The organism is Sphingomonas sp. (genome assembly GCF_003248515.1).
GTDB lineage: Bacteria > Pseudomonadota > Alphaproteobacteria > Sphingomonadales > Sphingomonadaceae > Sphingomonas_I.
On record NZ_QFOB01000010.1, the window covers coordinates 180,928 to 205,676 of the forward strand.

Below are 24,749 nucleotides of genomic sequence, written 5' to 3' on the forward strand. Positions count from 1 at the left end.
AGGAATGCAGCGGACCGGATCCAGCCTGATCGTGACGGGCGATCGCGCATGTCGCTGATCGGAATGCTCGGGCTTCTCGCGATGGCGACGATGCCGCCCCCGCTCTCCTTCGATCTCGCGCTAGGCGGCCAGGGCGTCGCCGTGGCGCGCCGCCATCTGTACGAACGGGGTGACTATGGTTTCGAGCCCGGCAGCAGGCCCGATGCCTTCCTCTTTTCCGCCGCCGTGCCGGAAGGCACGTATCGCGTCACCGTCCGTCTGGGAGACAGCAGATCGGCCGGTGACACGACGGTAAAGGCCGAGGCGCGCCGCCTGATGCTGCTGAACGTACCCACGGCGCGCGGCCGCTTCGTGGAGCGCAGCTTCCTCGTCAACGTCCGCACCGATTTCCTGCCCCCTCCGCCACCGAACGCTCCGGGCGGCGATGCCGTGCGCATCGATGCCAAGGATCGCAACGGTTTCGCCTGGGACGACAAGCTGACGCTGGAATTTCTCGGCAACCCCAGAGTGGCCTCGATCCGGATCGAGCCCGCGACGGCGCCCACCCTCTATCTCGCCGGCGATTCCACGGTGACCGATCAAGATGCCGAGCCGGCCGCAAGCTGGGGCCAAATGCTGCCCGCGATGCTGGACGATCAGGTGGTGGTGGCGAACCACGCAAAATCCGGCGAGACGCTCAAATCCTTCCTCACCGGCCTGCGCCTCGACAAGATCCTGTCGACGATCCGCCCGGGCGACTGGCTGTTCATCCAGTTCGGCCATAACGATCAGAAATCCCAGTGGCCGCAAACCTATGTCGACAAGGATCTGACCTACCCGGCCTATCTGCGCGCCTATATCGCGGAGGCGCGGCGACGCGGGGCAAACCCGGTCCTCGTCACCTCGCCGGAGCGGCGCAACTGGGATGCGGGCGGCCACATCGCCGGCACGCTCACCGATTATGCGAATGCGGTGCGCGCCGTGGCCGCCGAACAGAAGGTGCCGCTGATCGATCTCAACGCGGACAGCAAGGCGATCTACGAAGCGCTGGGCGAGCAGAAGGCGCCGATCGCCTTCAACGACAATGGCGCCGACAAGACCCACCACGACAATTATGGCGCGTGGCTGCTGGCCAGCGCGGTGGCGGAGCGCATCCGCGAAACCATCCCGGCGCTGGCCCCGCACGTGACGATGCCGCCCTTCTCGCCCGCGCATCTGCCCACGCCCGAGGCGCTCCACATCCCTCCCAGCCTCGCCTTCAGCGGGATGCGGCCTGCGGGAAGCTGATCGGATGATGACACGCAGGGAAATCGGCATCGGCCTGGCGACCGCCACCTTGCTCCCCTTCCCGGCCCATGCCGCCCGCCGGTTCAGCGTGCGCGATCATGGCGCGCGCGGGGACGGTGCGACGCTGGATACGGATGCGGTCAACGCAGCGATCGAGGCTGCCTCGGCGGCCGGCGGCGGAACCGTGGTCTTTCCCGCGGGCCGCTATCTCTGCTTCTCGATCCGCCTGAAAAGCCGCGTCACGCTGTTGCTGGAAAAGGGCGCCGTGATCGAGGCCGCCGATCCCACCCGCCACCCCGGCCGATATGATCTGGCCGAGGAGGGGATCGACCAGCTCTATCAGGATTATGGCCACAGCCATTGGCGCAACAGCCTGATTTGGGGCGATGGGGTGGAGGATGTCGCGATCCTGGGCCCCGGCCTGATCCACGGCGCCGGCCTCACCCGCAACGGCCCGGGCGCGCGCTGGAAGGCGCAGACCGGCGAGCGCCCGCTCTCGATGAAGGATATGCCGGCGAAGAGCATCGACGAGCTGGAGCCCGCCGCCGTCGCGATGCGCGGCCAGGGCAACAAGGCGATCGCGCTCAGGCGGGGGCGCAACATCCGCCTGTCCGGTTTCGCGATGCTGAAATGCGGCCACTTCGCGATCCTCGCCACCGGCACGCAGGCCCTCACCATCACCGATCTCGTTATCGATACGGATCGCGACGGCATCGATCTGGATTGCGTGAAGGGCGCCCTTGTCGAGCGCTGCCGGGTGAACACGCCCAATGACGACGCGATCGTCGTGAAGGCGAGCTACGCGCTGGGCGAGGCGATCCCGGCCGAGGACATCGTGATCCGCCATTGCGCCGTATCAGGCTATGATCTCGGCACGATGCTGGATGGCACGCGCGGCACGACGATGCGGCTCGCGCCGGATCGCGATCGCCCGACCGGCCGCATCAAGCTCGGCACGGAATCGAACGGCGGCTATCGCAACGTGCTGGTCGAGGATTGCACCTTCGATCATTGCCGTGGCCTCGCGCTGGAAACGGTGGACGGCGGCATCCTCGAAAACGTCACCGCCCGTCGCCTGAAGATGCGCGATATCACCACCGCGCCGATCTTCCTGCGCATCGGCGACAGGCGACGCGGGCCAGCCGGCACCGGCATTGGCGCGATCCGTGGCGTGCTGATCGAGGATGTCGAGGCGGTCGGCATCGACCATCGCTATGCCGCCTCGATCGCCGGCCTGCCGGGCCATCCGGCGGAGCGGGTGACGCTGCGCAACATCCGCCTCACCTATGATGGCGGCGGCACGGCGGCCGATGCCGCGCTCGCCCCGCCGGAGGTGCCGGCCGCCTATCCCGAACCCAGCATGTTCGGCACGCTGCCGAGCTGGGGCCTTTTCATCCGCCACGCCGGGGACATCACGATCGACGGCCTCACCCTCGCCACCACGAAGCCGGACGCCCGCCCGCCCTTCCGGGTCGAGGACGCCCCCGGTCTCAAGGTCACGCGCACGCCGCTCTGGCGGGGATGATGGCGTTCTCTTCGGGATTGCGGGCGCGGCGAAGCAATCCAGCCCCGCACCCGACGCGGAATCGCCGCAGCGTGCATCGCGCCTCGCGATGACGAAGGGATTGAACGTTTGACTGCCCCGCGCAATTTACGTACCATTATGTACATAGAAGTTTCACATAATGGAATATGGAGGGGTCGTGTCCACCCACGCGTTCAAGATGCAGCTGAAGCCCGGCGTGATCGCCGAATATCGCAAGCGGCATGACGAGATCTGGCCCGAGCTTTCGGCCCTGCTCAGCGAAAGTGGCATCTACGATTATTCTATCTTCCTCGACGAGGAGACGCTCTCGCTCTTCGCCGTGCTGAAGCTGCGTGACGACAACCGGCAGGCCGCACTCCCCGATCATCCGGTGATGAAGCGCTGGTGGGATTATATGGCCCCGCTGATGGAGGTAGAGCCCGGCAACAGGCCGAAAGAATGGGCGCTCCCCATGATCTTCCACCACGCCTGAGGCCGCTCGCGATGCGCCGCCGCCTCCTTGAACCGCTGCTGCTCGCCAGCGCGCTCGTGCCTGCCGCCGCCTCCGCACAGGTGGGCCGGCAGACCGAGAATCTGTCCGCCCCGGTCAAGACGTTCGGCCGCGTTTCCTATGACGCGCGCTCGCTGATGATCGATGGCAAGCGCCTCGTCATCTGGTCCAGCGAGATGCATCCGTTTCGGCTGCCGAGCCCGGATCTGTGGCGCGATATCCTCCAGAAGATGAAGGCGTCCGGCTTCAACACCGTCGCCTTCTATTTCGACTGGGGCTATCACAGCCCGAAGCGGGGCGTGTACGATTTCTCCGGCATCCGCGACATTGATCGCCTGCTCACGATGGCCGAGGAAGAAGGCCTCTACGTCATCACCCGCGCCGGCCCCTATGTGAATGCGGAGCTTTCGCGCGGCGGCTTCCCCGGCTGGCTGGTCAACCAGAAAGCGCGCGCGCGCACCGACGATCCCGATTATCTGGCGGCTGCCGACGAGTGGCTCACGAAAGTCCACGCCATCATCGCACGCCACCAGATCAATGGCGACGGCAAGGGCCACAAGGGCACCGTCATTCTCCACCAGATCGAGAATGAACTGTCCGCGACCACCGCATCGCAGCGGCGCTACATGGATCATCTCTATGCCAAGGCGCGGGCGGATGGGATCAACGTCCCCCTGTTCCACAACGATCAGGGCCGCAACGGCTATTGGGTGCCCGAAAGCTCGACCGTCGAGAAGGTCGTGAAAGGCCCGAACGATCTCTATGCGTTCGATGGCTATCCGGGCGGCACCTGCACGGTGGAGGGCAAGTCGACCCGTGACGTGGCCGCGCCGGAATGGGGCTTTTATGGCCCCGGCGGCACGAAGGGCGGTGCCTCCGCCTCGCCCGACACACCTGCATTCCTCGCGGAATTCGGCGGCGGCTGGTTCGATTATTGGGGTTCGAACGGCGGCTATGAATGCAATGCGATCCAGCGTGGAAAGCGTTTCCAGCGCGTCTTCTATGGCACCAATCTGGCCAACGGGATCGATATCCAGAGCTTCTACATGGGCTATGGGGGCACCAGCTGGGGCTGGCTGCCGGCACCGGTGGTCTTCACCAGCTATGATTATGGCTCGGCCATCTCGGAGGCGCGCGAGGTGCGCGAAAAGGCCGAGGAGATGAAGCAGCTTGGCGGCCTGATCGCTACCATGCCCGATCTCGCCGGCATGGTCCCGGCGGGCGAGGTGCAGGTCTCGTCCCCCAACATCGCCGTCTATCATAACAAGAGCCCGGAGACGGACGCGCGCTTCCTGCTCGTCACGCACAAGCCTTCCAACGGGCAGAGCGACGACAGCTTCCGGATCAGCGCCGATCTGCCGGATGGCCGCTACACCTTCCCCGCCGCCGGACCGATGCGCCTCAACGGCTTCGATGCGAAGTGGCTGGTGGCCGGCATTTCCCTGGGTGGCCAGCACCTCGTCTATTCCACCTCAGAGGTGCAGACCGCGCTGACGCTCGACGGGCAGGACGTGGCGCTGATCTATGGCCGCGCGGGCGAGACCGGAGAGACGATGCTGCGCTACGCCTCCGCGCCCAAGGTCACGGTGCTGGAAGGCGACGCCACCAGCCATTTCGATGCGGCGAGGGGTGACCTCCGCCTGAACTATGCGCATCGCGGCCGCAGCGTCGTCCGGATCGAGGGCGGCGGGCGCCCCGCGCTCACCCTCCTCATCACCGACGAGGCCGAGGCCGTCCGTTACTGGCGCCCGCTCGGCACGGACGTGCTGGTGCGCGGCCCCGCGCTCGTGCGTGAGGCGCTTACCACCAGGGGGACGCTCTCGCTCACCGGCGACACCAAGGAGGAAACCCCGCTCGAGATCTGGGCCGCTTCCTCCGTGCGCTCGGTCAAGTGGAACGGGGCCGTCGTCGCGCTCAAGGGCTCCCTCATCGGCAGCCGCATCGCGACGAAGCCGCTCGCCGGCCCCGCGCCCGTCACCCTGCCCGCACTCGCCGACTGGCGCATGGCAGCCGGCTCGCCCGAAACGGATCCCGCCTTCGACGACAGCAGGTGGCAGCCGATCGACCGACGCTCCGCCGCGACCATCACCGCCAAACCCGATGGCCAGCCGACCATGACGATGGACCCGTACGGCTTCCATGACGGCGACGTCTGGTATCGCGGCCGCTTCCGGGGCGGCGCGGACGCGAAGCAGATCGCGCTTTATTATGGGGCCGGCGGCGCGGGCCTCGTGCAGGTGTGGCTGGACGGCAAGTTCGTCGGTCAGGACGAACTGCCCAGCGGCCTGCCGCGCCCGATCACCACCGGCCTCGCCCGCCTCGCCCTGCCTGCGGAGGCACAGGCCCCCGGTGAGCATGTGCTGAGCGTGATGGTCCGCAACGGCGGCCATAACTGGGATCTCGACAGCGACGAATTCCACAAGGAAGCGCGCGGCCTCGTCTCCGCCTCGCTGGAGCAGCCCGGCGGCCGCAGTTTCGCGATCCCGATCGCGTGGAAGATCCAGGGCAAGCAGGGCGGCGAGGACCTGCCCGATCCCGCGCGTGGCCCCGCCAACAATGGCGGCCAGTATGGCGAGCGGATGGGATGGCACCTGCCGGGCTTCGACGATCGCGGCTGGAAGCCCGCCATCGTGCCCGCGGCCTCCGCGCAGGCCGGCACCACCTGGTATCGCACCAACGTCACGCTTGCCGTGCCGAAGGGGCAGGATGCCACGATCGGCCTCGCCTTCGGGGATACGGGCACGCCGCGCTCGATCGCGAAATATCGCGCGCTGATCTTTGTGAATGGCTGGAATATGGGGCAGTTCGTCGCCCATATCGGCCCGCAGCGCATCTTCCCGATCCCGGAAGGCATAATCAACCATCACGGGCCGAACAGCATCGCCCTTGCCGTCACGTCCGATGGCGCGCCGGGCGACGCGCTGGAAGCCGTGAAGCTCGTCGCCCTGCGCAACGTGAAGGGCGGCGTGCCCGTCCGCATGGTCGCAGCCCCCACCACGCCGGCCGAGCTGAAATAGCCCGGCGCGCGCCACTTTTTCATCTTACCCCTCAGGAGACCCACCTTGGCCGCCCTTATGCATGACGTGCCCCACGGCACCGTCACCACCGCGATCGACAAGCTCATCGACAATCTGCTGAACATCAAGGACGAGACGGGCGAGTTCCTGCTTCACCTCGAAGACGGCCGGATCATCGACACCAAGGGCTGGGCCGGGTGGGAATGGACGCACGGCGTGGGCCTGTTCGGTCTGTGGCGCCTGTTCGAGCAGACCGGCGACAGGAAGGCGCTCGCCGTCATCAAACAGTGGTTCGAGGATCGCTTTGCCGAGGGCACGCCCACCAAGAACATCAACACGATGGCCCCGTTCATCACGCTGGCCTATCTTTTCGAATACGAGCCCGATCCCCGCTACATCCCGTATCTCGATACGTGGGCCGAATGGCTGATGGCACCGGATGGCCTGCCCAAGACGGAGGAAGGCGGCTTCCAGCACATCGTCTATAACGATGTGAACCCCGGCGAGATGTGGGACGACACGCTGATGATGTCGGTGCTGCCGCTGGCCAAGATCGGCCTGCTGCTGAACCGCCCGCATTATGTGGAAGAGGCCAAGCGCCAGTTCCTCGTCCACATCAAATATCTGTTCGACAAGAAGACCGGCCTCTGGTTCCACGGCTGGGATTTCAACGGCCGCCACAATTTCGCGGAGGCCCTCTGGGCGCGCGGCAATTGCTGGGTGACGATCGCGATCCCCGAGATCATCGAGATCCTGGATCTGCCGCAGGGCGATGCCTTCCGCACCTTCCTGATCGATACGCTCGCCGCACAGGTGAAGACGCTGGCCGAAACGCAGGATGCCGAAACCGGCCTGTGGCACACGCTGATCGTGGATCCGACCTCCTATCTGGAGGCTTCGGCCACGGCGGGCTTCGCCTATGGCATCCTGAAGGGCGTGCGGAAGGGCTATCTTCCCCGCCATTATGAGGAAGTGGGCATCAGGGCGGTGAAGGGCGTGCTCGCCAATATCGATGATGCGGGCGAACTGAAGCAGGTCAGCTTCGGCACCGCGATGGGCGACACGCAGCAATTCTACAAGGACATCGCGCTCACCTCGATGCCCTATGGCCAGAGCCTCGCGATGATCGCTCTCGGCGAATTCCTGCGCACTTATATCTGACACGGGCAGCGAGGGCCGCGTGAACGCCACAACGACATCCCCGTGCGGCCCGAGCCCGTTCGTCCCGAGCCCGTTCATACCGAGCGAGGTCGAGGAACCGGCAGGCTCCGCGCGAAGCCGGGATGCGGTGGCGCAGAACACGGCCCTCGGCTTCGCCCGGGCCTGCGTGCCCCTCGGCTGTGCTCGGGGCGAAAGAACGAACCGGCCGGGCAAGCCAGCGAACTAGGAGAGAAGAAAGATATGGCCCCGGCCGCCGCCCCCGCGATGCCGACCGCACGCCCCGTGCGCTGGTACAATCTCCTCGCCTACGGGTCGAACGACGTGCTCGGCGCGGGCTCGATGGCCGTCATCAGCACGTGGATCCTGATCTTCTACACCAGCTTCTGCGGGCTTTCCGCCGCGCAGGCGACGATCATCTTCGGCGTGGCGCGCGTGCTGGATGCGTTCACCAGCCCCACGATCGGGCACCTATCCGACAATATCGGGCGTAGCTGGCTGGGCCGCAAATTCGGGCGGCGGCGCTTCTTCATCCTCGCCGCCATTCCGCTTCTGCCCAGCTTCGCCATCATGTGGGTCGCCGGCCAGAATTTCTGGTATTATCTCGTCACCTACGTGCTGTTCGAGATGGTCTACGCGATGGAGATCATCCCGTACGAGACGCTCGCGGCCGAAATGTCGACCGACTATCGCACGAAGGCCAAGTTTGCGGGCGCGCGCATTCTGCTCGGCCAATGCTCGGCGGTAGGCGCCGCCTTCCTGCCCGGCTGGCTGATTTCGTATCTCGGCCCGAATTCGCCCGATACCTATCTCTATATGGGCATCATCTTCTCCGGCCTGTTCATGGCCGCCGCCGGCCTGCTCTATGCCTTCAGTTGGGAACGGCAGCGCCCGCCCGGGCTGGAGGAAGAGGAAGCCGGTGATCGGCCCACGCTGGGCGCCGCCTTCAAGGCGCTGTATCGCAACCTCTTCTCCACGCTCCGCATCCGGGCCTTCCGCCTGCATCTCGGCATGTATCTTGGCGGTTATATCAGCCAGGATATCTACAATGCCGCCTTCACCTATTTCGTGATCTTCGCGCTGGCGGGCTCCACGGCGATCGTCGCCAATCTGGTGGGCGTTACCTACATCGTCCAGTTCGTGGCGGTGATCCTCGCGATCAATTTCGCGCTGAAGCTGTCGCCCGCCGCCGCCTATCGCTTCGCCGCGATCAGCTTCGCGATCGGCGTGCTGATCTTCCTCGCCATGTATGGGGCGGGCTATGGCGCCACCTCCTCCCTGTTCTGGGTGCCGGTGGTGTTCGCCGGCCTCGGCCGGGGGGCGCTCAATTATATTCCCTGGGCCACCTACAATTACATGGCGGACGTGGACGAGATCGTCACCGGCCGCAGGCGGGAGGGCGCCTTCGCCGGCGTGATGACCTTCGTGCGCAAGATGAGCCAGGCCGCCGCCGTGATTCTGGTGGGCCAGGTGATGCAGGCGTCGGGCTTCGTCTCCAAGGCCACCACGCAGAGCCCGCAGGCGATCGCGGCGATCGTGGGCGTGATGGGCCTCGGTACGATCGCGATGCTGGCCTTCGGCATCTTCGTCTCCACCCGTTTCCGGCTGACGCCCCGCACCCACGGCATCCTGATGGACGAGATCGAGCATCTGCGCGCCGGCCACCGCACGCCCTCGTCGGCCGAAAATGCGGCGATCGTCGAGGATCTCGCCGGATGGCGCTACGATCGTCTGTGGGGCAACAATCCTGTCGGCGGCACCCGCCGATGATCGGCCTGCTCGCATGGGCCGCGGCCGCCGCGCAGCCGTCGATCGCGCCGAAGCCGCTTTTCCGCGACCCCATCTATGATGGCGCCGCCGATCCATCGACCGTCCACGATCCGAAGACGGGCGAATGGGTGATGTTCTACACCAATCGCCGCGCCTCGCTGCCCCCTGCCGCCGATCCGAAGGACGTGAGCTGGTTCCACGCCACGCATATCGGCATCGCCCGATCGAAGGACGGCGCGCACTGGCGCTATGGCGACATCGCGAACATCCCCAAATCCTGCACCGGCGAAACGCTCTGGGCGCCCGATGTCGAGCAGTTCGACGGCCAATGGCATATGTGGATCACGGTCGTGCCGGGCGTGTTCAGGGACTGGAACGCCCCCCGTTTCCTCGTCCACCTCACCAGCAGGGATCTGAAGAGTTGGCGGTGCGGCGAGCGGCTGGAACTGGGATCGGACCGGATCATCGATGCCAGCGTCGCGGCCCTGCCCTCCGGCGGCTATCGCCTGTTCTTCAATGATGAGCGGATGAACAAGGCGATCCGCACCGCCGACAGCGCCGATCTCGTGCACTGGACGGTCAAGGACCGCCTTACCGAAACCCCCGGCGAAGGCCCGAAGGCCTTTCGCTGGAAGAGCAAATGGTGGCTGATCTCGGATGCGTGGAAAGGGCTGCTCGTGATGCGCTCCGACGATGGCGAGCATTGGACGCGGCAGGATCGTTATCTGCTGGCGGATGCAGGCGAGGCGGAGACGGATCGCGCCAAGGGCCAGCATCCCGACGTGATCGTTGCGGGCGAGCGTGCGTACCTGATCTATTTCGTCCACCAGACTGGCGAGCCCAGGGCCGCCACCGATCCAGCGTGGGGCCGCCGTACCGTGATCCAGATGACCGAACTGCACGAGCAGGACGGCGTGGTCACGGTCGACCGCAACGCCCCCACTGAGGTGGTGCTGAAATAGGAACACCCCACCGGTCATCACCGCCCAACGGCATGGGCCTGAAGACATGGCCGCAACCGAACGATAAGAAATCGGGATGGCCCGACTGCTCCTGTTCAACAAGCCCTTCGGGGTCTTGTCACAATTCACCGACCGCGGATCGCCAACGGCTCGGTCGACATTGTCGGACTTCATCGCGGTGAAGGGCGTCTATCCCGCCGGGAGGCTCGACCGGGACAGTGAGGGCCTCCTGCTGTTATGCGATGACGGGCGGCTGCAGGCGCGCATCGCCGATCCGCGCTTCAAGCTGCCCAAGACCTACCTTGTGCAGGTCGAAGGCGATCCGCAGGAGCCGGAACTGGAGCGGTTGCGGCAGGGCGTCCTGCTCAAGGATGGCATGACCCTGCCGGCCGATGTTTCTCGCATCGACGCGCCGGACCTGTGGCCGCGCGATCCGCCGATCCGCCAGCGCAAGGCCATCCCTGACAGCTGGCTGAGAATCACCATCCGCGAAGGGCGCAACCGGCAAGTGCGCCGGATGACCGCCGCGGTCGGGTTGCCAACCCTCAGGCTGGTGCGCTGGTCGATCGGCGACTGGACTGTCGCCGGGATCGCGCCGGGCCAATTCCAGGAGTTCGCTGACTTCAAATGAATTATCGCCATTCCTTCCACGCCGGCAACAGCGCCGATGTCGTGAAGCATAGCCTTCTGATCGCTCTCGTCCGGGCCTTGCAGCTCAAACCGGGCGCGCTGACCCTGATCGATACCCATTCCGGTTGCGGGCTCTACGACCTTGACGGCGATCAGGCCCAGCGCACCGGCGAGGCCACACAGGGCGTGCTGCGGGCCATTGCCGACCCGAACCCTTTGCTGGACGACTATCGCGCCGCCGTAAAGGCGGTGAATGTGGGGGCCGAGCCGCATCTCTACCCCGGCTCTCCGCGCATTCTGGCGCAGCTTCTGCGTCCGCAGGACGTCCTGATCCTCAATGAAAAACATCCCGAGGACGCCATCGCCCTGCGCAGGGCGATGCGCGGCACACACGCCGCCGTGCATGAGCGCGACGCCTATGAGCTGTGGCTGGCGATGCTCCCGACCCGCACCGGACGCGGCTTGGTGGTGGTCGATCCTCCGTATGAGCAGACGGACGAACGCGCCCGCATCACAGCCACCCTCGCCGCCGCTTACCGCAAATGGGCGCATGGCGTGACGGTGATCTGGTATCCGCTGAAAGACCGCGCCACGCATTCGCGGTGGAAGGATCAGTTGCGCAAGCTCGGCATCCCCAAGTTCATGGGCGTGGAGCATTGGCTGTATGATGACGATCAGCCCGATTTGTACAACGGTGCAGGCCTTTTCATCGTCAACCCGCCCTATGCCTTCACGCAGGCGCTGCCGCCTCTTTTGGAAGCCCTCCGCGCCGCACTGGCGCCGGAAGGGCACAGGGGCACGATCGCAGCCGATTGGTTGGACGACTAAAATCGACCCACATCGCCCACGGAAGGGTGCAGCCCCTACAGAAAGCCCACCTGCCGCAGCCACGCCTCGCAAAGCTGCGGCCACAGCGACACGGGCTTCCCCACAGCATCCAGCGCAAACCCGTGCGGCGCATCGCCGAACACATGCAGTTCCGCACTGCCCCCCGCCTCGCCCCACGCGCGATGCAGGCGGAACGCATTCTCCACCGGCACCACCGGATCGTTGCCCGAATAGACGATAAAGACCGGCGGCGGCCCCGGCAGAAGCTGCGCGTCCGGCTGGAGCCGATCATACATCGCCTGCTTCTCGGCCGGCGGCAGCGGCGGCTTGTCGGCGATGATCTGGCGGCCGTTGGCGTTTGTGGAGATCGGGCCATAGCCGATCACCATCACGTCCGGCCGATAGAAGCCCGGACCGGTCGCCGCGCCCCACTCCTCGGGATAGGCGGCCGCGAGACAGGCGCCGAGATGCCCGCCCGAGGACAGGCCCACCACGCCCACCCCGGTCGCCCCGCCCGCGCGGATCATCCGCATCGCCTCGATCGCATCGTCCAGCGATGCGGAAGGGCCGTTCGCGGCATTGGGGAAACGATGGATCAGGACGTAAGCCCGATAGCCGAGCCCGTTCAGCCAGCGCGCGACCTGCACGCCCTCGCGCCCCGCCATCAGCGCGGTATAGCCCCCGCCCCCCAGCACCAGCATGGCCCGGCCATTGGGGCGGGCGGGCAGGAATCCCAGCAGCACCGGCCGCTGGACAGCCGTGACGACGGCCATATCCGGCGCGGCATCCGCATCATCGAGCGTGAAGCTCCCTTCCCCAGCCCCGTAAAGCGGCCAGACCGTATCCGCGCCCAGCATCGTCAGCATCCTGGCGTGGCGCCGTCGAACGAGCTGTGGCCGGCCACGCACGGATGCGTCGGATAGGCCTCGCCATCCAGTTCGGTCGCCTCGCGCACCACGCTCAGCCGATCGCCCTCGTCGCGCATCTCGTAAAGCTTGCCCAATGCATTGGCAAAGGGGCGATGGAGGATCATCATCAGCCTGCCGTCGAACGCCCTGAACAGCATGCCGTGGCCGCTGTCGCGCTGAACGAGCGGGCCGAGCTGCTCCCATGGCCCCTCGATGCTGCCGCTCTTCGAGCGCGCCTGCGCCTCGACATAGCCCTTTGCGCCATAGCTGGACCACAGCATCAGCAGGGCGCCCGTCTTCGTGCGATAGAGTTCCGGGCCATCGGTCACATAGACGGTGTCGCCCTGCGGCTGCTTCTGCCCCACCACCCACGGCCCCTCGCTCGCCTTGAACAGGGTGAGCGGACTTCCGGCGATCGCCAGATCGTCGGCCAGGGGGGCCGCCTCCATCGTGCCGCCCACCGTCTGCCACCATTCGTGCGCATAGACGATCCAGGGCTTGCCCTGCGGATCGACATAGAGGCTGCCGTCCAGCGTCATCCTGTCCTTCGGCACGATCGGCTCGCCATCGCGCACCAGTCTGTAAGGGCCATCCACCGTATCGGAGACGGCGAGCACGGTTCCGCGCCGATAGGTTTCGCGCGGACCGACCTGGCCCGTCACCGCCCTGCTGTTGTGAAAGGTGGTGAAGAGATACCATTTCCCCTTCCACCGATGCACTTCGGGCGCCCATGCGCCGGCATCCGCCCAGGTGCCTTCCGGCAACACAAAGGCGAGCTTCGGCCTGGTCCAGTGCTTCAGGTCGCGGCTGGCATAGACCATCGTGCCCAGCCGATGATCCCCTGTCATCGGCGCCTCGTTGCGCGTGAAGAGATAATAGGTTCGGCTGGCCTCATCGGCGACGATCCACGGATCGTGCAGGTGCATGTCCGTCATTACCAGAGGCGCATCGAGCGCTGCCGGCGCGCGCCGGGATGAAGCGGGCGCGGAGAAAAGGGAGGCCACCGCCAAGGCCATCAGCGCCCTCCTGGCCAGCCCCGCGCCCCGCTTCTTCCAAACGGGCCGGTGTCCGGGGCTTCGGACGAACCGCTTGTCGCCCCGGGCGCCCGCATTCGCGGAGGCTAGGCGGAACGACCCGTGCCTCACGCGCCGGTCGCCAGCGCCAGCTTGTTGCCATATCCGATCACGACCGTCGCGATGATGAGCATCGCGATGCCGCCCCACACGATCGCCTTCACCTTGGGGCCGGCATCCTTCCATTCGCGGAAGGCGAAGCCCCAGCAGGTGCCGAAAATGATGATGCTGGCCATGTGCAGCGTCCAGCTGGAGAAGCCCAGCCGACCCATCTGGCTTTCGCCCATCGTGTAGAAGAAGAACTGGAAATACCAGGTGGTGCCCGCCAGCGCGCTGAACAGGAAGTTGGGCAGCAAGGGCGGCCGCGCCCCGCCATTTCGCGTCCGGCCCAGCCATTCGCCCGCCGTGCGGTTCTTCAGGATCAGGAACGCGCACCATATGCCGTTGGTGATGAGGCCGCCGAACATCACGAGGCACAATACCGGCAGGCCCGTCCACAGCGGCCCCGTCCCCGCCGCCGCCGACAGAGCCTTGATCGGCTCGCCCGCCGCCAGTCCGAACGCGAAGCAGGCGGACATGATCCCCGCGAAGATGGCGACGACGATGCCCTTCCTGAAATCGAACTCCGCGACTGCAGCCTGCTTCTGCTCGGGCGTGAGCATCGCATCCTTCTTCGCCCCCGCCACCGCGACGATCACGATGCCCACGAGGGTGAGGAACAGGCCGAGCAGCACGATATTGCCGGAGGTGGTCGCCAGCAGCTTTTCGTGAAAATCACCCTGGAAGAGCGGCGGGATCAAGGTGCCGAACACCGTGCACAGCCCGAGCACCACCGCCATGCCCAGCGACAGCCCCAGATAGCGCATGACGAGGCCGTAACCGAGCCCGCCAAAGCCCCACAGGAGGCCGAAGAAGACCGGCCAATATTTCGCGGCGCCCGGCGCGCGGCCCAGCACGCCCAGCAGATCCTGCGTCTGCAGGCTTGCGAAGAACCAGGGGGCGATCAGCCAGCTGAAGATTCCGCCGGTCAGCCAGTAAATCTCCCACGACCATCGCTTCACGCCCTTGTACGGCACGTAGAAGCTGGCCGAGGCGAGGCCCCCCAGCCAGTGATAGAGGACACCGATCAGAGGATTGGGTGTCATAGCTCCAGCCCCAGGCGATAGATGCGGTTGGCGTTGCGGCCGAACAGGCCACGCTGTTCGTCCTCGGAGAAAGGCGCCGCGATGGCGTGATAGGCTTCCAGATAGCGATCGAGCGGCGCGAACAATTTGTCGGTCGGGCTGTCGCTGGCGAACAGGCAGCGATCCGTGCCGAACATGTCGATCGCCTCCAGCAGGAAGGGCTTCACGCTCTCCGCAGTCCAGTCGCGATAGATGAAACCCAGCCCCGAAAGCTTGATCGCCACATGGGGGATGGCCGCAAGCGCGCGCAGGCCATAGCGCCAGCGCGTCACGCCCTCGCGATCGGTCGTCACCGGCATGCCGATATGGTTGATGATGACGGGCACTTCGGCATGCCGCTCGATCAGCGGCGCCAGCCCCGCCATCTGCCCGGCATAGCATTGCAGATCGAAGGACAGGCCATATTTGCCGAGCAGGCCGAAGCCCGCCCACCATTGATCGTCCTGCGTCACGTCATGGGGCGTATAGGTGCGCAGCGGATTGGTGTGCCAGTTCACGATCTGGCGGATGCCGCGGACGCGCGGATGCGCGGCCTGTCGCTCCAGCAGGGCCTCCACGGCCGGATCATGCAGCGGCGCGAAGGCGACGATCGCATCGGGGAGGCCGTGCGCCTCGCCCTGCGCTTCCAGCCATTTTGTTTCGGCGAGCGCCTGATCGGGATCCGCCCCCGCATCGATGTGAACCGCGCCCACCACGTTCCACTTCGCCATGTCGGCCCGGTAATCGGCGACGCTGTAATTGTGCGCGATCGCCTCCACGCTGCCGTTCGGCCCATCGCTGCCGAACGGGGGCGTGAGCCACGGGTAGCGGATATGCCCCAGATCCCACAGGTGGATATGCGCATCGACGAAGGGGATCTGGGCCATCGGCCTCTCCAGTTGGGGCCGCGCCGGCTCTTCGGCCGGTCGCGGCATGGTTTGGATCAGAAGACGGTTCGGATCAGAAGGTCGTGCGCCCGCCCGACGTGTCGAACGTCGAGGCGGTGGTGAAGCTGCACTCCTCGGATGACATGAAGCACACCATCGCGGCGGATTCATGCACTTCGCCCAGACGCCCCATCGGGATCTTGGAGCGCATATAATCCACCTGGCTCTGCGGCAGCTGCGCCAGGATCGGGCTTTCGAACGTGGCCGGCGTCAGCGCATTGGCGATCACGCCCTTTTCGGCCAGTTCCTTGCCCAGGCTCTTGGTGAGGCCGATCACGCCCGCTTTCGTGGCCGAATAGGCACTGGCGTTCGGATTGCCTTCCTTGCCCGCGACCGACGCGACATTGACGATCCGGCCATAGCCGTTCGCCAGCATGAAGGGCACCACTTCGCGGCAGCAGTAGAACAACCCGTTCAGGTTGATGTCCACGACGCGCTTCCAGCTGTCGATCGGATATTCGTGCACGGGGGCGGTGGCGCCGGTGATCCCCGCCGAGTTGACGAGGATGTCGATCCTGCCCAGCGCCTCGGCGCTCGCCTTGGCGGCGGCGGCAACGGCGGCCTGATCGGATACGTCGAGCGCCACGACATCCGTCGCCCCCACCTCCGCCTTGGCGGCGGCGAGTGCATCGGCGTTCAGATCCCAGAGAACGACCTTGCCACCCTCCGCCACGATCCGCGCGGCGGTCGCCTTGCCAAGGCCCGACGCGCCACCGGTGACGATCGCGCAGCGCCCCTCGAAACGGCCGGCATAGGCAGTCATGCGATCACCTCGTCGCCCAGGTGGCGCCACTCGACGACCTTCTGCTTCTGGGTGCCGAGCTTGGCGATGCCCAGTTCCATCACGTCGCCGGCCTTCAGATAGATGGCCTCGGGCTTCTTGCCCTCGCCCACGCCCGGCGGCGTGCCGGTGATGATGAGATCGCCCGGATAGAGCGTGATATATTCGCTCACATAAGAGATGATCTGCTTGAGATCGAAGATCATCGTGCGGGTATTACCGGTCTGCATCCGCGTGCCGTTCACGTCGAGATACATGTCCAGATCCTGCGCGTCGCCCACTTCGTCCGGCGTCACGAACCAGGGGCCGACCGGGCAGAAGGTGTCATGGCCCTTGCCCTTGCTCCACTGGCTGCCGCGCTGCTTCTGGTTGAAGCGTTCGGATACGTCGTTGGCGAGGACATAGCCCGCCACTTTGTCCAGCGCCTCTTCCTCCGGAACGTAGCGGCAGGTCTTGCCGATGATCGCGCCCAGTTCGACTTCCCAGTCGCCATGGGTCGATCCCTTGGGCAGGATCACGTCGTCATTCGGGCCGGAAAGGCTGGAAAGCGCCTTCATGAACATCATCGGCTCGGTCGGGATCGGCAGGTTCGATTCGATCGCGTGATCGCGATAGTTGAGGCCGATCGCCACGATCTTGCCGATGCCCTTGAACGGCACGCCATAGCGGGGCTCACCCTCGACGAGCGGCAGCGACGCCGCATCGGCGGCCCGCGCCTGCGCGATCGTCTCGATCGTGATGTCGGCGACGATGCCGGAAAGATCACGGATGGCGCCATTGTCGTCGACAAGGCCAGGCTTTTCCTGACCCATCGGGCCAAAGCGGCAGAGCTTCATGAGGTTGGTCTCTCGATCAGTGGGTGTAAGGACGGTGCATCGCGATGTCGCGATTGAGCTCGACGCCGAAGCCCGGCGCATCCAGCGCGCTGGCCTTCAGGCGGCCATTCTGGGGAACCGGTTCGCCGATCAGCTGCGGATGGAACATCGGCACCACCTCGGTCGGCCCCGGATGCATCATCAGGAATTCGGCGAACGGCGAATTGTGGCGCGTGATGACGAAATGATAGCTGTAGACGGAAGAGCCGTGCGGCACGACCATCTTGCCCGCCGCATCGGCCATCGCGCTGATCTTGAGCAGTTCGGTCACGCCGCCGCACCAGCCCACGTCGGGCTGGATGATGTCGCAGCAATCCATCTCCATCAGCATGCGGAAGCCCCAGCGGGTCGCCTCATGCTCGCCGGTCGTCACCAGCATGCCCTTGGGCACGTTGCGCTTCAGCGCGGCATAGCCCCAATAATCGTCGGGGCTGATCGCCTCCTCGATCCACTTGAGGCCCAGCTCGTGCGCGGCGATGGCGAGGCGGGTGGCATAATCCACGTCCAGTGCCATCCAGCAATCCCACATCAGCCAGAAATCCGGGCCGACGCGCTCGCGCATCTCGGCCAGTTCGGCGATGTTCTTGTGCAGGCCCTCAATGCCTTCGGCCGGCCCATGGTGCAGCGCCATCTTGCCGCCGATGAAGCCGAATTCCTTGGCCAGATCGGGCCGCGCGCCGGTGGCGTAGAACTGGAGTTCGTCGCGCACGGCGCCGCCCAGCATGTGATAGACAGGCTCCTGTCGCAGCTTGCCGAGAAGATCCCACAGCGCGAGGTCGACGCCGGAAATGGCGTTCACGACGATGCCCTTGCGCCCATAATATTGGGTCGAGAAGTACATCTGATCCCAGATCTTCTCATATTCGGTCGGGCTGCGGCCCTCGAGAAAGCGGGACAGATGCTTCTCGACGATGAAGGCGGCCGGCTCGCCGCCGGTCGTCACCGCGAAGCCGACCGTGCCGTCCTCCGCCTCGATCTCCACGACGAGCGTACCCAGCACGTTGATGCCGAAGCTCTGACGCGACTGGCGATATTCGGGATATTTCGACATCGGCGTGGCGATGTGATTGTCGATCCAGTGGCCTTCGCCCTGATCGTGATAATCCGCACCGCCTCCGCGCACGGTGAATGCGCGGACATGTTTGATCTTGGGCAACGAAACGATCGCCACAGTCGATAACTCCTAAGCTTCGAGCTCCGCGAAATGTCCACATTGTGGAATTGCGCGACACTCCATGCCATCATGTGCCGTCAGACGGCTGGAAATGGACCGAATTTTACGTTTTGAAGCGACCGCGCGGGTCGTCAGCCCCTCCGGCTTGGCTGTTTACATTGTCTCACTTTATGGGATAGGATGTTATTAGATGAGAAAAGCGGCGTCAAACGAAGATTCCGGACCGACCGAAGATTCCGGCGCGGGCGAGGAAAAGGCGAAGGTTCAGGGGAGCCAGACCCTCCTTCGCGGCCTCGATCTGCTGGATCAGGTCGTGGACGGGCCGATCAAGCTGGCCGAGCTTTCGGCGCGCATGGGCCTCACCCGATCGACCACGCACCGGCTGGCCAATGCGCTGATCGATCGCGGCTTCCTCACCTTCCTGCCGCGCGAGGGCTATCAGTTGGGGCCGAAGCTGCTGCATCTGGGCTTCCTCGCCCAATCGCAGACCGACGTGGTGCAGATCGCCCGCCCCCATATCGATGAACTCGCGCAGCGCAGCGAGGATACGGTCCATCTCGGCCGCCTCGACAATGATCTCGCCCTCTATCTCGACAAGATACCCGGCCGGCGCCGCGTCGACATCTCCAGTCGCGTGGGCGATCGCCAGCCGCTGACCTCCACGGGCCTCGGCAAGGCGCTGCTGCTGGATGGTGCAGAAGCCACCTGGCGGCGCCTGTTCGATGCCGATCAGGCATCCGGCGCCCCGAAGGCGGATTATGCCGTCTGGCTCGCGCGGATGCAGGATTATGTCGCCGAGGGCCGCTCCTTCGATCTGGAGGAGAATGAGGATCAGATACGCTGCGTGGCGGCGCCGATCCGCGACGCCTCCGGCAGGATCGTCGCGGCGATCAGCCTTTCCAGCGCAGCGCAATATATGGACGATACGCGCATGACGGCGCTCGGCTCGGACGTGCGCGCCACCGCGCAGCGCATCAGCGCCGATCTCGGCTGGACGCCGCAGACCAGGCCCCCTCGCCGCTGAGGCACCCCATCACAACAAGGACGAAGCGATCGTGAAGCTCCTCGAAGGCAAAACCGTACTCGTGACCGGCGCATCCACCGGCATCGGCCGTGCCGCCGCGATCGGCGCGGCCAGGCATGGCGCCAATGTCGCGATCAACTATGCGCATAGCGACGGCCCGGCGGCCTCCTGCGTGGCGGAGATCGAGGCGCTGGGCCAGCGTGCGATCGCGGTGAAGGGGGACGTGTCCGATCCGCAGACCGCGCAGGATTTCGTGGCGAAGGCGGTCGAGGCTTTCGGCAAGGTCGACGTGATGGTCAGCAATGCCGGCATCTGCCCGTTCCACGCCTTCCTCGACATGCCGGTGGAGGTGGTGGAGCGCACCTTCAAGGTGAACCTGCACGGCGCCTATTTCATGGTGCAGGCCGCCGCCCAGCAGATGGTCCGCCAGGGCCATGGCGGCGCGATCGTCGCCGTATCGTCCATCTCGGCGCTCGTCGGCGGCGAATTCCAGACGCATTACACGCCCACCAAGGCGGGCGTGCATTCGCTGATGCAGTCCACCGCGATCGCGCTCGGAAAATATGGCATACGCTGCAACAGCGTTCTGCCCGGCACGATCCTGACCGAGATCAACAAGGATGATCTCGCCGATGTCGAGAAGCGCGAATATATGGAGAAGCGCACGCCGCTCGGCCGTCTCGGCATGCCGGAGGATCTGGCCGGCCCGATCGTGTTTCTCGCCTCCGATATGGCCGCCTATGTCACGGGTGCGGCGCTGCTTGTCGACGGCGGGATGTTCGTGAACCTCCAGTAAGAGCCTCGCTCTTGTCCAGGCCTGACCGTCGTCCCGGGCCGAACCCGGGATCCACCGTGCGGCACCTCCATCGGCGGATGGCTCGCCAGCCGGGAGGATGCCGGGTGCCGCCCGGCAGGACGCCCGGGCCTGACCTCCCATGCGTGGCGATGGCGTTCGCCGCGCCGCTCGCCGCCGCGCCTGCCCCCGCCGCGTCGCGCCCTTATGACATGCCACTGAGCGTGGCGGATCGTTTGCCCAATTTTCCCAAGGGCATCGATGACGACACCCATTTCAGCGAACCGGGCTCCCGCGCCGTCGCGAATATCGTTGCCCGCGCATTGAAGACGCTCGATCTGCCGGTTTCCTCTTCCGTCAGGGCCGAATGGCCCGATCTCGCACGCGACACATCTCTCGGGAGCACGGCATGCCATTGATGTCGGTGGATCGCCGGACCTTCCTCGCCGCGGGCACCGCGCTCTCGCTGCTGGGCAGCGCGTCGCGCGCCTCCGCGCAGGCATTCACAATTCCCGGGGATTTCACGCGCTTCCCGATCTGGCCCGGTGTCGCGCCCGGCAGCGTGGGTGTGAGCGTCACAGAAAAGGAAGGGCTTCGCCGCCCCGACAGCCCTCCCGACGATACCTATTTCGAACATGTCGTGACGCCTACGCTCACGATGCTGCGGCCGAAAAAGCCCAATGGCGCGGCGATGCTGCTGATCCCCGGCGGCGGCTATATTCGCGTCGCGATCGGGCTGGAGGGGTATGAGATCGCCCGCCGTCTGGCCTCGGCCGGCTATACCTGCTTCATCCTTCTCTATCGGCTGCCGGGCGACGGATGGGGCGCGGGGCCGGAAGCGCCGCTACAGGATGCCCAGCGTGCGCTGCGCATGGTGCGAAGCATGGCGGCGAAGGAGACATTCGATCCCGCGCGCATCGGCGTGATGGGGTTTTCGGCGGGCGGCCATCTCGCGGGCTGGCTCGCGACGCAGGGCGCACCGGCGGCATATGCGCCGATCGATGCGACAGACAGCCAGCCGCTGGGTGTGCAGGTGGCGGCCCTCATGTATCCGGTCATCATGATGGATGGCCCCTCCGCCCATGCCGGATCCCGTCGGCAATTGCTGGGTGCCGATCCCACGCCGGATCGCGCGCGCGCCTATTCGCTCGATCAGCATGTGGCAGCCGGCGCGCCCGCCACCTTCATCGCCCATGCGATCGACGACAAGACGGTTCCGGTCGAGAACAGCACGGCGATGATGATGGCGCTCAAGCAGCAAAATGTGCCCGTGGAGGCGCATATCTTCGAATCGGGTGGCCACGGCTTCGGCGTCGGCGCAAAGGCTGCCGCTGCGGCGGGCTGGCCCGAACTGTTTCTCGCCTTCGCGCGCCGCCACGGAGTTTGAAGTCCATGCCGCGTCCGCGCGTCGCCCTGTTCGTCACCTGCCTTGTCGATGCGATGCGGCCGCGCGTCGGCTTCGCCGCGCTCGCCACGCTGGAGGCGGCCGGCTGCGAGGTGGTGGTGCCGGAGGCGCAGACCTGCTGCGGCCAGCCCGCGCTCAATTCGGGCGATCATGATACCGCCGTCGATCTGGCGAAGCGCACGATCGCCATGCTCGAGCCGTTCGATCATGTCGTGATCCCGTCCGGCTCCTGCGCGGGCACGATCCGCTGTCATTATCCCGAGATCCTCGAAGGCGATCCGGAATGGGAGCCGCGCGCCAGGGCCGTCGCCGCGAAGACCTTCGAGATCATGGCGTATCTGGATGAAGTGCGCGGCTGGCATCCGGAAGACGTGAGCCTGCCCGCGACCACCGCCGCATATCATGACAGTTGCTCGGGCCTGCGCGAGCTTGGCATCAAGGCCCAGCCCCGCCGGCTGCTGAAGTCGGTCGAAGGCCTGTCGCTGAAGCCGCTCAAGGGCGAAGAGACATGCTGCGGCTTCGGCGGCACCTTCTGCGTCAAATATCCCGCCATCTCCAACGCGATCGTCGAGGAGAAGGCCGTCGCCATCGAGGCCACGGGCGCGGATCTGCTGCTGGCGGGCGATCTCGGCTGCCTGATGAACATGGCAGGCAAGCTTCACCGGCGGGGATCGCCGGTGCGCGCCTTCCATGCGATCGAACTTCTCGCCGGCATGGGCGAAGGCCCCGCGATCGGGGAAGAAGGATGAGCGCTTTCACCGATCGGGCGGACGCCGCGCTGGCCGACCCGATCCTCAAGATCGCGGTCGAGCGCACCACCGGAACGGCGGAGGCCAAGCGCGCCATCGCCGTGGACGCCTTTCCCGATTTCGATCGCGCGCGCGATCGCGCCGCCGCGATCAAGGATCATGTGATCGCCCATCTCGGCCACTATCTGGAGCAGTTCGAGGCCAATGCCGTCGCCGCGGGCGCGAAGGTCCACTGGGCACGCACGGCGGACGAGGCCTGCCGGATCGTGATCGATCTGTGCAGGGCGGCGGGCGCGAAATCGGTCGCCCGCTCCAAATCCATGCTGGGCGAGGAGATCGGCCTGCCCCATGCGCTGGCGGAAGCCGGCATCGGGCGGGTCGAGACGGACCTGGCCGAACATATCATCCAGCTTGCCGACGAGCGCCCCTCGCACATCATCTGGCCGGCGATGCACAAAACGCGCGAGCAGGTCTCCGCGCTGTTCAAGGCGCGTCATCGCACCCCGCATGAGGAAGAGACGATCGCGGCGATGGCCGAAAGCGCGCGTCGCGAACTGCGCACGCAGATGCTGGGCGCCGATGTCGGCATCTCCGGCGCCAATTTCCTGATCGCGGATACGGGCGCGATCTGCACCGTCACCAACGAGGGCAATGCCGAACTGTCGCTGGTGCCGCCGCGCATGCACATCGTGACGGCCGGCATCGAGAAGATCGTGCCCTCCATGGCGCATGCCACACACATGCTGCGCATGCTGGCCCGCTCCGCGACAGGCGCGGCGCTGACCCAATATACAACCTTCTACACCGGCCCCGCCCGTCCCGCCGATCGCGACGGACCGGAGGAGATGCACATCGTGCTGGTCGATAATGGCCGCACCACCATGCGCGAGGATGGGCTGGCGGAAATGCTGCGCTGCATCCGCTGCGGCGCCTGCATGAATCATTGCGTCGTCTTCCGGCAGATCGGTGGCCATGCCTATGGCGGCACCTATCCGGGGCCGATGGGCGCGGTGCTGACGCCCGTGCTGGATGGCCTGCCCAAAAGCCGGGACCTGCCCAATGCCTGCACGCTGAATGGCAAGTGCCAGGAAGTGTGCCCCGTCCGCATCCCCCTTCCCACCCTGCTGCGCGGCTGGCGCGAGAAAAGCTGGCGCGAGGGGCTGGAGCCGAAGACGATGCGCGCCGGGCTTGGCCTGTGGGCGTGGTTCGCGCGGCGCCCTTCCCTCTATCGCGCGGCGAGCGGAATGGCGCTGCGCGGCATGCGCGTGCTGGGCCGTGGCTGGATCGGCAGGCTGCCACTGGCCGGCGGCTGGACCGCGCATCGCGACATGCCCGCCCCCGAAGCGCACAGCTTCATGGCGCAATACAAGAAGGGCCGACGCCGATGAACGCGCGCGACGCCATCCTCTCGCAGCTGAAATCCGGCGCGCCCGGCGATCCCGCGATCGAGGCGGCGGCACTGCTGATCGCGCCGGAGCGCCCCCGGGTCGATGCCGGGGCGCTGGAGGAAACCTTCCTGTCCCGGCTCGCCTTGCCCAGCATCGCCGCGACGCACGACCTGATCGAAAACATCGAGGAGCTTCCGACGGCGCTCGCGCGCTACTGCGCGGAACAGGGGATCGGGACTGCCGCTTATCTTCCGCCCGATGCGCGGCTGGAGGGATGCGACTGGTCGGGCTTCACCCGGCATGAAACGGCCGGCATCGAGGAAACCGTGGTGCTGGCGATCGCGCGATGCGGCATCGCCGAAACGGGCTCGCTGGTGTTCGAAACGGCGCGCGACGCGCCGATGCTGCCTAATTTCGTGGCGCTCCATCATGTCGTGCTGCTGGAGGTGGAGGGGATCGTCGCGCATCTGGAGGATGCGATCCTGCCGGGCGCCCAGCCGCGCGCGCATTATTGGGTGACGGGCGTCTCGGGCACCACCGATATCGAGGGCACCTATGTGCGCGGCGCGCATGGCCCGCGCTTCCTGCACGTCATTCTGACGCGGACGCCTTTGCCCCGGCGATGATCGGCCCCGCGTGGCGGCGCTTCGTCCCGCGCGGCCACGCCCCCTTCTGCCCACGGCCGGGACTATCGGCAGAGGCCCGGATCTTCGGGTGATCGAGGCGATTTATCGTTCGGCGGCGGAGCGGCGTCACATCGCGTTGCAGGCGATGTGACGCGACTTTCCCCTTTCCCGGTCAA

General features: G+C 66.0%; 23 protein-coding genes. 16 read left to right on the forward strand and 7 right to left on the reverse strand.

The window, feature by feature from the left end:
- The first annotated feature begins 48 nt into the window (after positions 1–48).
- From DI605_RS16260 to DI605_RS16300, 9 genes are all read left to right on the forward strand, one after another.
- Positions 49–1,266 carry a rhamnogalacturonan acetylesterase gene (locus tag DI605_RS16260; RefSeq protein WP_293975975.1) on the forward strand — a complete coding sequence of 406 codons (1,218 nt, stop codon included), beginning with the start codon at positions 49–51 and terminating at the stop codon, positions 1,264–1,266.
- Positions 1,267–1,270: 4 nt separating this feature from the next.
- A complete protein-coding gene (locus DI605_RS16265; RefSeq protein WP_293975977.1) occupies positions 1,271–2,791 on the forward strand; it encodes a glycoside hydrolase family 28 protein in 1,521 nt (506 codons plus the stop codon).
- Between the two features lie 178 nt (positions 2,792–2,969).
- A complete protein-coding gene (locus DI605_RS16270; protein WP_293975979.1) occupies positions 2,970–3,284 on the forward strand; it encodes an L-rhamnose mutarotase in 315 nt (104 codons plus the stop codon).
- 11 nt (positions 3,285–3,295) lie between these two features.
- Positions 3,296–6,319: a beta-galactosidase gene (locus tag DI605_RS16275; RefSeq protein WP_293975981.1), complete on the forward strand. Its 3,024-nt coding sequence runs from the start codon at positions 3,296–3,298 to the stop codon at positions 6,317–6,319.
- Between the two features lie 57 nt (positions 6,320–6,376).
- Positions 6,377–7,480, forward strand: a complete 1,104-nt coding sequence (locus DI605_RS16280; RefSeq protein ID WP_367120065.1) for a glycoside hydrolase family 105 protein — start codon at positions 6,377–6,379, stop codon at positions 7,478–7,480.
- A 240-nt stretch (positions 7,481–7,720) separates the two neighbouring features.
- The gene (locus tag DI605_RS16285; protein ID WP_293975985.1) at positions 7,721–9,247 is read left to right on the forward strand and encodes an MFS transporter; all 1,527 of its coding nucleotides are present in this window, start codon (positions 7,721–7,723) and stop codon (positions 9,245–9,247) included.
- Complete coding sequence (locus DI605_RS16290; protein WP_293975987.1) at positions 9,244–10,209, forward strand: glycoside hydrolase family 43; 966 nt, start codon at positions 9,244–9,246, stop codon at positions 10,207–10,209. The genes DI605_RS16285 and DI605_RS16290 overlap by 4 nt, the downstream gene beginning before the upstream one ends.
- 76 nt (positions 10,210–10,285) lie before the next feature.
- A complete protein-coding gene (locus DI605_RS16295) occupies positions 10,286–10,840 on the forward strand; it encodes a pseudouridine synthase (RefSeq protein WP_293975989.1) in 555 nt (184 codons plus the stop codon).
- Positions 10,837–11,667 (forward strand): 23S rRNA (adenine(2030)-N(6))-methyltransferase RlmJ, encoded by an 831-nt coding sequence (locus tag DI605_RS16300; protein ID WP_293975991.1) that lies wholly within the window; start codon positions 10,837–10,839, stop codon positions 11,665–11,667. The genes DI605_RS16295 and DI605_RS16300 overlap by 4 nt, the downstream gene beginning before the upstream one ends.
- A gap of 35 nt (positions 11,668–11,702) precedes the next feature.
- On the opposite strand, the gene DI605_RS16305 is transcribed toward DI605_RS16300, so the two are convergent.
- From DI605_RS16305 to rhmD, 7 genes are all read right to left on the reverse strand, one after another.
- Positions 11,703–12,533 (reverse strand): alpha/beta hydrolase, encoded by an 831-nt coding sequence (locus DI605_RS16305; protein WP_293975993.1) that lies wholly within the window; start codon positions 12,531–12,533, stop codon positions 11,703–11,705.
- A complete protein-coding gene (locus DI605_RS16310; protein WP_293975995.1) occupies positions 12,527–13,591 on the reverse strand; it encodes a glycoside hydrolase family 43 protein in 1,065 nt (354 codons plus the stop codon). The genes DI605_RS16305 and DI605_RS16310 overlap by 7 nt, the downstream gene beginning before the upstream one ends.
- 125 nt (positions 13,592–13,716) lie before the next feature.
- Positions 13,717–14,793, reverse strand: coding sequence for an L-rhamnose/proton symporter RhaT (rhaT, locus tag DI605_RS16315; RefSeq protein ID WP_293975997.1), 1,077 nt, complete (start codon positions 14,791–14,793; stop codon positions 13,717–13,719).
- Positions 14,790–15,698, reverse strand: a complete 909-nt coding sequence (locus DI605_RS16320; RefSeq protein WP_293975999.1) for an amidohydrolase — start codon at positions 15,696–15,698, stop codon at positions 14,790–14,792. Before DI605_RS16320 ends, rhaT begins: the two co-directional genes overlap by 4 nt.
- Positions 15,699–15,771: 73 nt before the next feature.
- The gene (locus DI605_RS16325) at positions 15,772–16,521 is read right to left on the reverse strand and encodes an SDR family NAD(P)-dependent oxidoreductase (protein ID WP_293976001.1); all 750 of its coding nucleotides are present in this window, start codon (positions 16,519–16,521) and stop codon (positions 15,772–15,774) included.
- Positions 16,518–17,375 (reverse strand): fumarylacetoacetate hydrolase family protein, encoded by an 858-nt coding sequence (locus DI605_RS16330; RefSeq protein ID WP_293976003.1) that lies wholly within the window; start codon positions 17,373–17,375, stop codon positions 16,518–16,520. The genes DI605_RS16325 and DI605_RS16330 overlap by 4 nt, the downstream gene beginning before the upstream one ends.
- A 16-nt stretch (positions 17,376–17,391) precedes the next feature.
- Positions 17,392–18,585, reverse strand: a complete 1,194-nt coding sequence (gene rhmD / locus DI605_RS16335; protein WP_293976005.1) for an L-rhamnonate dehydratase — start codon at positions 18,583–18,585, stop codon at positions 17,392–17,394.
- Between the two features lie 193 nt (positions 18,586–18,778).
- On the opposite strand from rhmD, the gene DI605_RS16340 reads away from it, so the two are divergent.
- From DI605_RS16340 to DI605_RS16370, 7 genes are all read left to right on the forward strand, one after another.
- Positions 18,779–19,612: an IclR family transcriptional regulator gene (locus tag DI605_RS16340; protein WP_293976007.1), complete on the forward strand. Its 834-nt coding sequence runs from the start codon at positions 18,779–18,781 to the stop codon at positions 19,610–19,612.
- 31 nt (positions 19,613–19,643) lie between these two features.
- Complete coding sequence (locus DI605_RS16345) at positions 19,644–20,408, forward strand: SDR family NAD(P)-dependent oxidoreductase (protein ID WP_293976009.1); 765 nt, start codon at positions 19,644–19,646, stop codon at positions 20,406–20,408.
- 149 nt (positions 20,409–20,557) lie between these two features.
- Entirely contained in the window at positions 20,558–20,824 is a 267-nt protein-coding gene (locus DI605_RS16350; protein ID WP_293976011.1) for a hypothetical protein, read from the forward strand.
- Positions 20,815–21,792: an alpha/beta hydrolase gene (locus DI605_RS16355; protein ID WP_293976013.1), complete on the forward strand. Its 978-nt coding sequence runs from the start codon at positions 20,815–20,817 to the stop codon at positions 21,790–21,792. The genes DI605_RS16350 and DI605_RS16355 overlap by 10 nt, the downstream gene beginning before the upstream one ends.
- 5 nt (positions 21,793–21,797) lie before the next feature.
- Positions 21,798–22,559, forward strand: coding sequence for a (Fe-S)-binding protein (locus DI605_RS16360; RefSeq protein ID WP_293976015.1), 762 nt, complete (start codon positions 21,798–21,800; stop codon positions 22,557–22,559).
- On the forward strand, positions 22,556–23,947 hold the full coding sequence (locus DI605_RS16365; protein WP_293976017.1) for a lactate utilization protein B: 1,392 nt from the start codon (positions 22,556–22,558) through the stop codon (positions 23,945–23,947). The genes DI605_RS16360 and DI605_RS16365 overlap by 4 nt, the downstream gene beginning before the upstream one ends.
- Entirely contained in the window at positions 23,944–24,573 is a 630-nt protein-coding gene (locus tag DI605_RS16370; protein WP_293976019.1) for an LUD domain-containing protein, read from the forward strand. The genes DI605_RS16365 and DI605_RS16370 overlap by 4 nt, the downstream gene beginning before the upstream one ends.
- Positions 24,574–24,749: the final 176 nt, after the last annotated feature.

What these genes read in the sequence shown, in the direction of transcription:
- DI605_RS16300 (WP_293975991.1), top strand. Translation starts at nt 10,837, where the DNA reads ATGAATTATCGCCATTCCTTCCACGCCGGCAACAGCGCCGATGTCGTG.
- DI605_RS16365 (WP_293976017.1), top strand. Translation starts at nt 22,556, where the DNA reads ATGAGCGCTTTCACCGATCGGGCGGACGCCGCGCTGGCCGACCCGATC.
- DI605_RS16330 (WP_293976003.1), bottom strand. Translation starts at nt 17,375, where the DNA reads ATGAAGCTCTGCCGCTTTGGCCCGATGGGTCAGGAAAAGCCTGGCCTT.
- DI605_RS16265 (WP_293975977.1), top strand. Translation starts at nt 1,271, where the DNA reads ATGATGACACGCAGGGAAATCGGCATCGGCCTGGCGACCGCCACCTTG.
- DI605_RS16310 (WP_293975995.1), bottom strand. Translation starts at nt 13,591, where the DNA reads ATGGCCTTGGCGGTGGCCTCCCTTTTCTCCGCGCCCGCTTCATCCCGG.
- DI605_RS16350 (WP_293976011.1), top strand. Translation starts at nt 20,558, where the DNA reads ATGGCGTTCGCCGCGCCGCTCGCCGCCGCGCCTGCCCCCGCCGCGTCG.
- DI605_RS16360 (WP_293976015.1), top strand. Translation starts at nt 21,798, where the DNA reads ATGCCGCGTCCGCGCGTCGCCCTGTTCGTCACCTGCCTTGTCGATGCG.
- DI605_RS16320 (WP_293975999.1), bottom strand. Translation starts at nt 15,698, where the DNA reads ATGGCCCAGATCCCCTTCGTCGATGCGCATATCCACCTGTGGGATCTG.
- DI605_RS16295 (WP_293975989.1), top strand. Translation starts at nt 10,286, where the DNA reads ATGGCCCGACTGCTCCTGTTCAACAAGCCCTTCGGGGTCTTGTCACAA.
- rhaT (WP_293975997.1), bottom strand. Translation starts at nt 14,793, where the DNA reads ATGACACCCAATCCTCTGATCGGTGTCCTCTATCACTGGCTGGGGGGC.
- DI605_RS16285 (WP_293975985.1), top strand. Translation starts at nt 7,721, where the DNA reads ATGGCCCCGGCCGCCGCCCCCGCGATGCCGACCGCACGCCCCGTGCGC.
- DI605_RS16260 (WP_293975975.1), top strand. Translation starts at nt 49, where the DNA reads ATGTCGCTGATCGGAATGCTCGGGCTTCTCGCGATGGCGACGATGCCG.
- DI605_RS16355 (WP_293976013.1), top strand. Translation starts at nt 20,815, where the DNA reads ATGCCATTGATGTCGGTGGATCGCCGGACCTTCCTCGCCGCGGGCACC.
- DI605_RS16340 (WP_293976007.1), top strand. Translation starts at nt 18,779, where the DNA reads ATGAGAAAAGCGGCGTCAAACGAAGATTCCGGACCGACCGAAGATTCC.
- DI605_RS16370 (WP_293976019.1), top strand. Translation starts at nt 23,944, where the DNA reads ATGAACGCGCGCGACGCCATCCTCTCGCAGCTGAAATCCGGCGCGCCC.
- DI605_RS16325 (WP_293976001.1), bottom strand. Translation starts at nt 16,521, where the DNA reads ATGACTGCCTATGCCGGCCGTTTCGAGGGGCGCTGCGCGATCGTCACC.
- DI605_RS16305 (WP_293975993.1), bottom strand. Translation starts at nt 12,533, where the DNA reads ATGCTGACGATGCTGGGCGCGGATACGGTCTGGCCGCTTTACGGGGCT.
- DI605_RS16290 (WP_293975987.1), top strand. Translation starts at nt 9,244, where the DNA reads ATGATCGGCCTGCTCGCATGGGCCGCGGCCGCCGCGCAGCCGTCGATC.
- DI605_RS16280 (WP_367120065.1), top strand. Translation starts at nt 6,377, where the DNA reads ATGCATGACGTGCCCCACGGCACCGTCACCACCGCGATCGACAAGCTC.
- DI605_RS16275 (WP_293975981.1), top strand. Translation starts at nt 3,296, where the DNA reads ATGCGCCGCCGCCTCCTTGAACCGCTGCTGCTCGCCAGCGCGCTCGTG.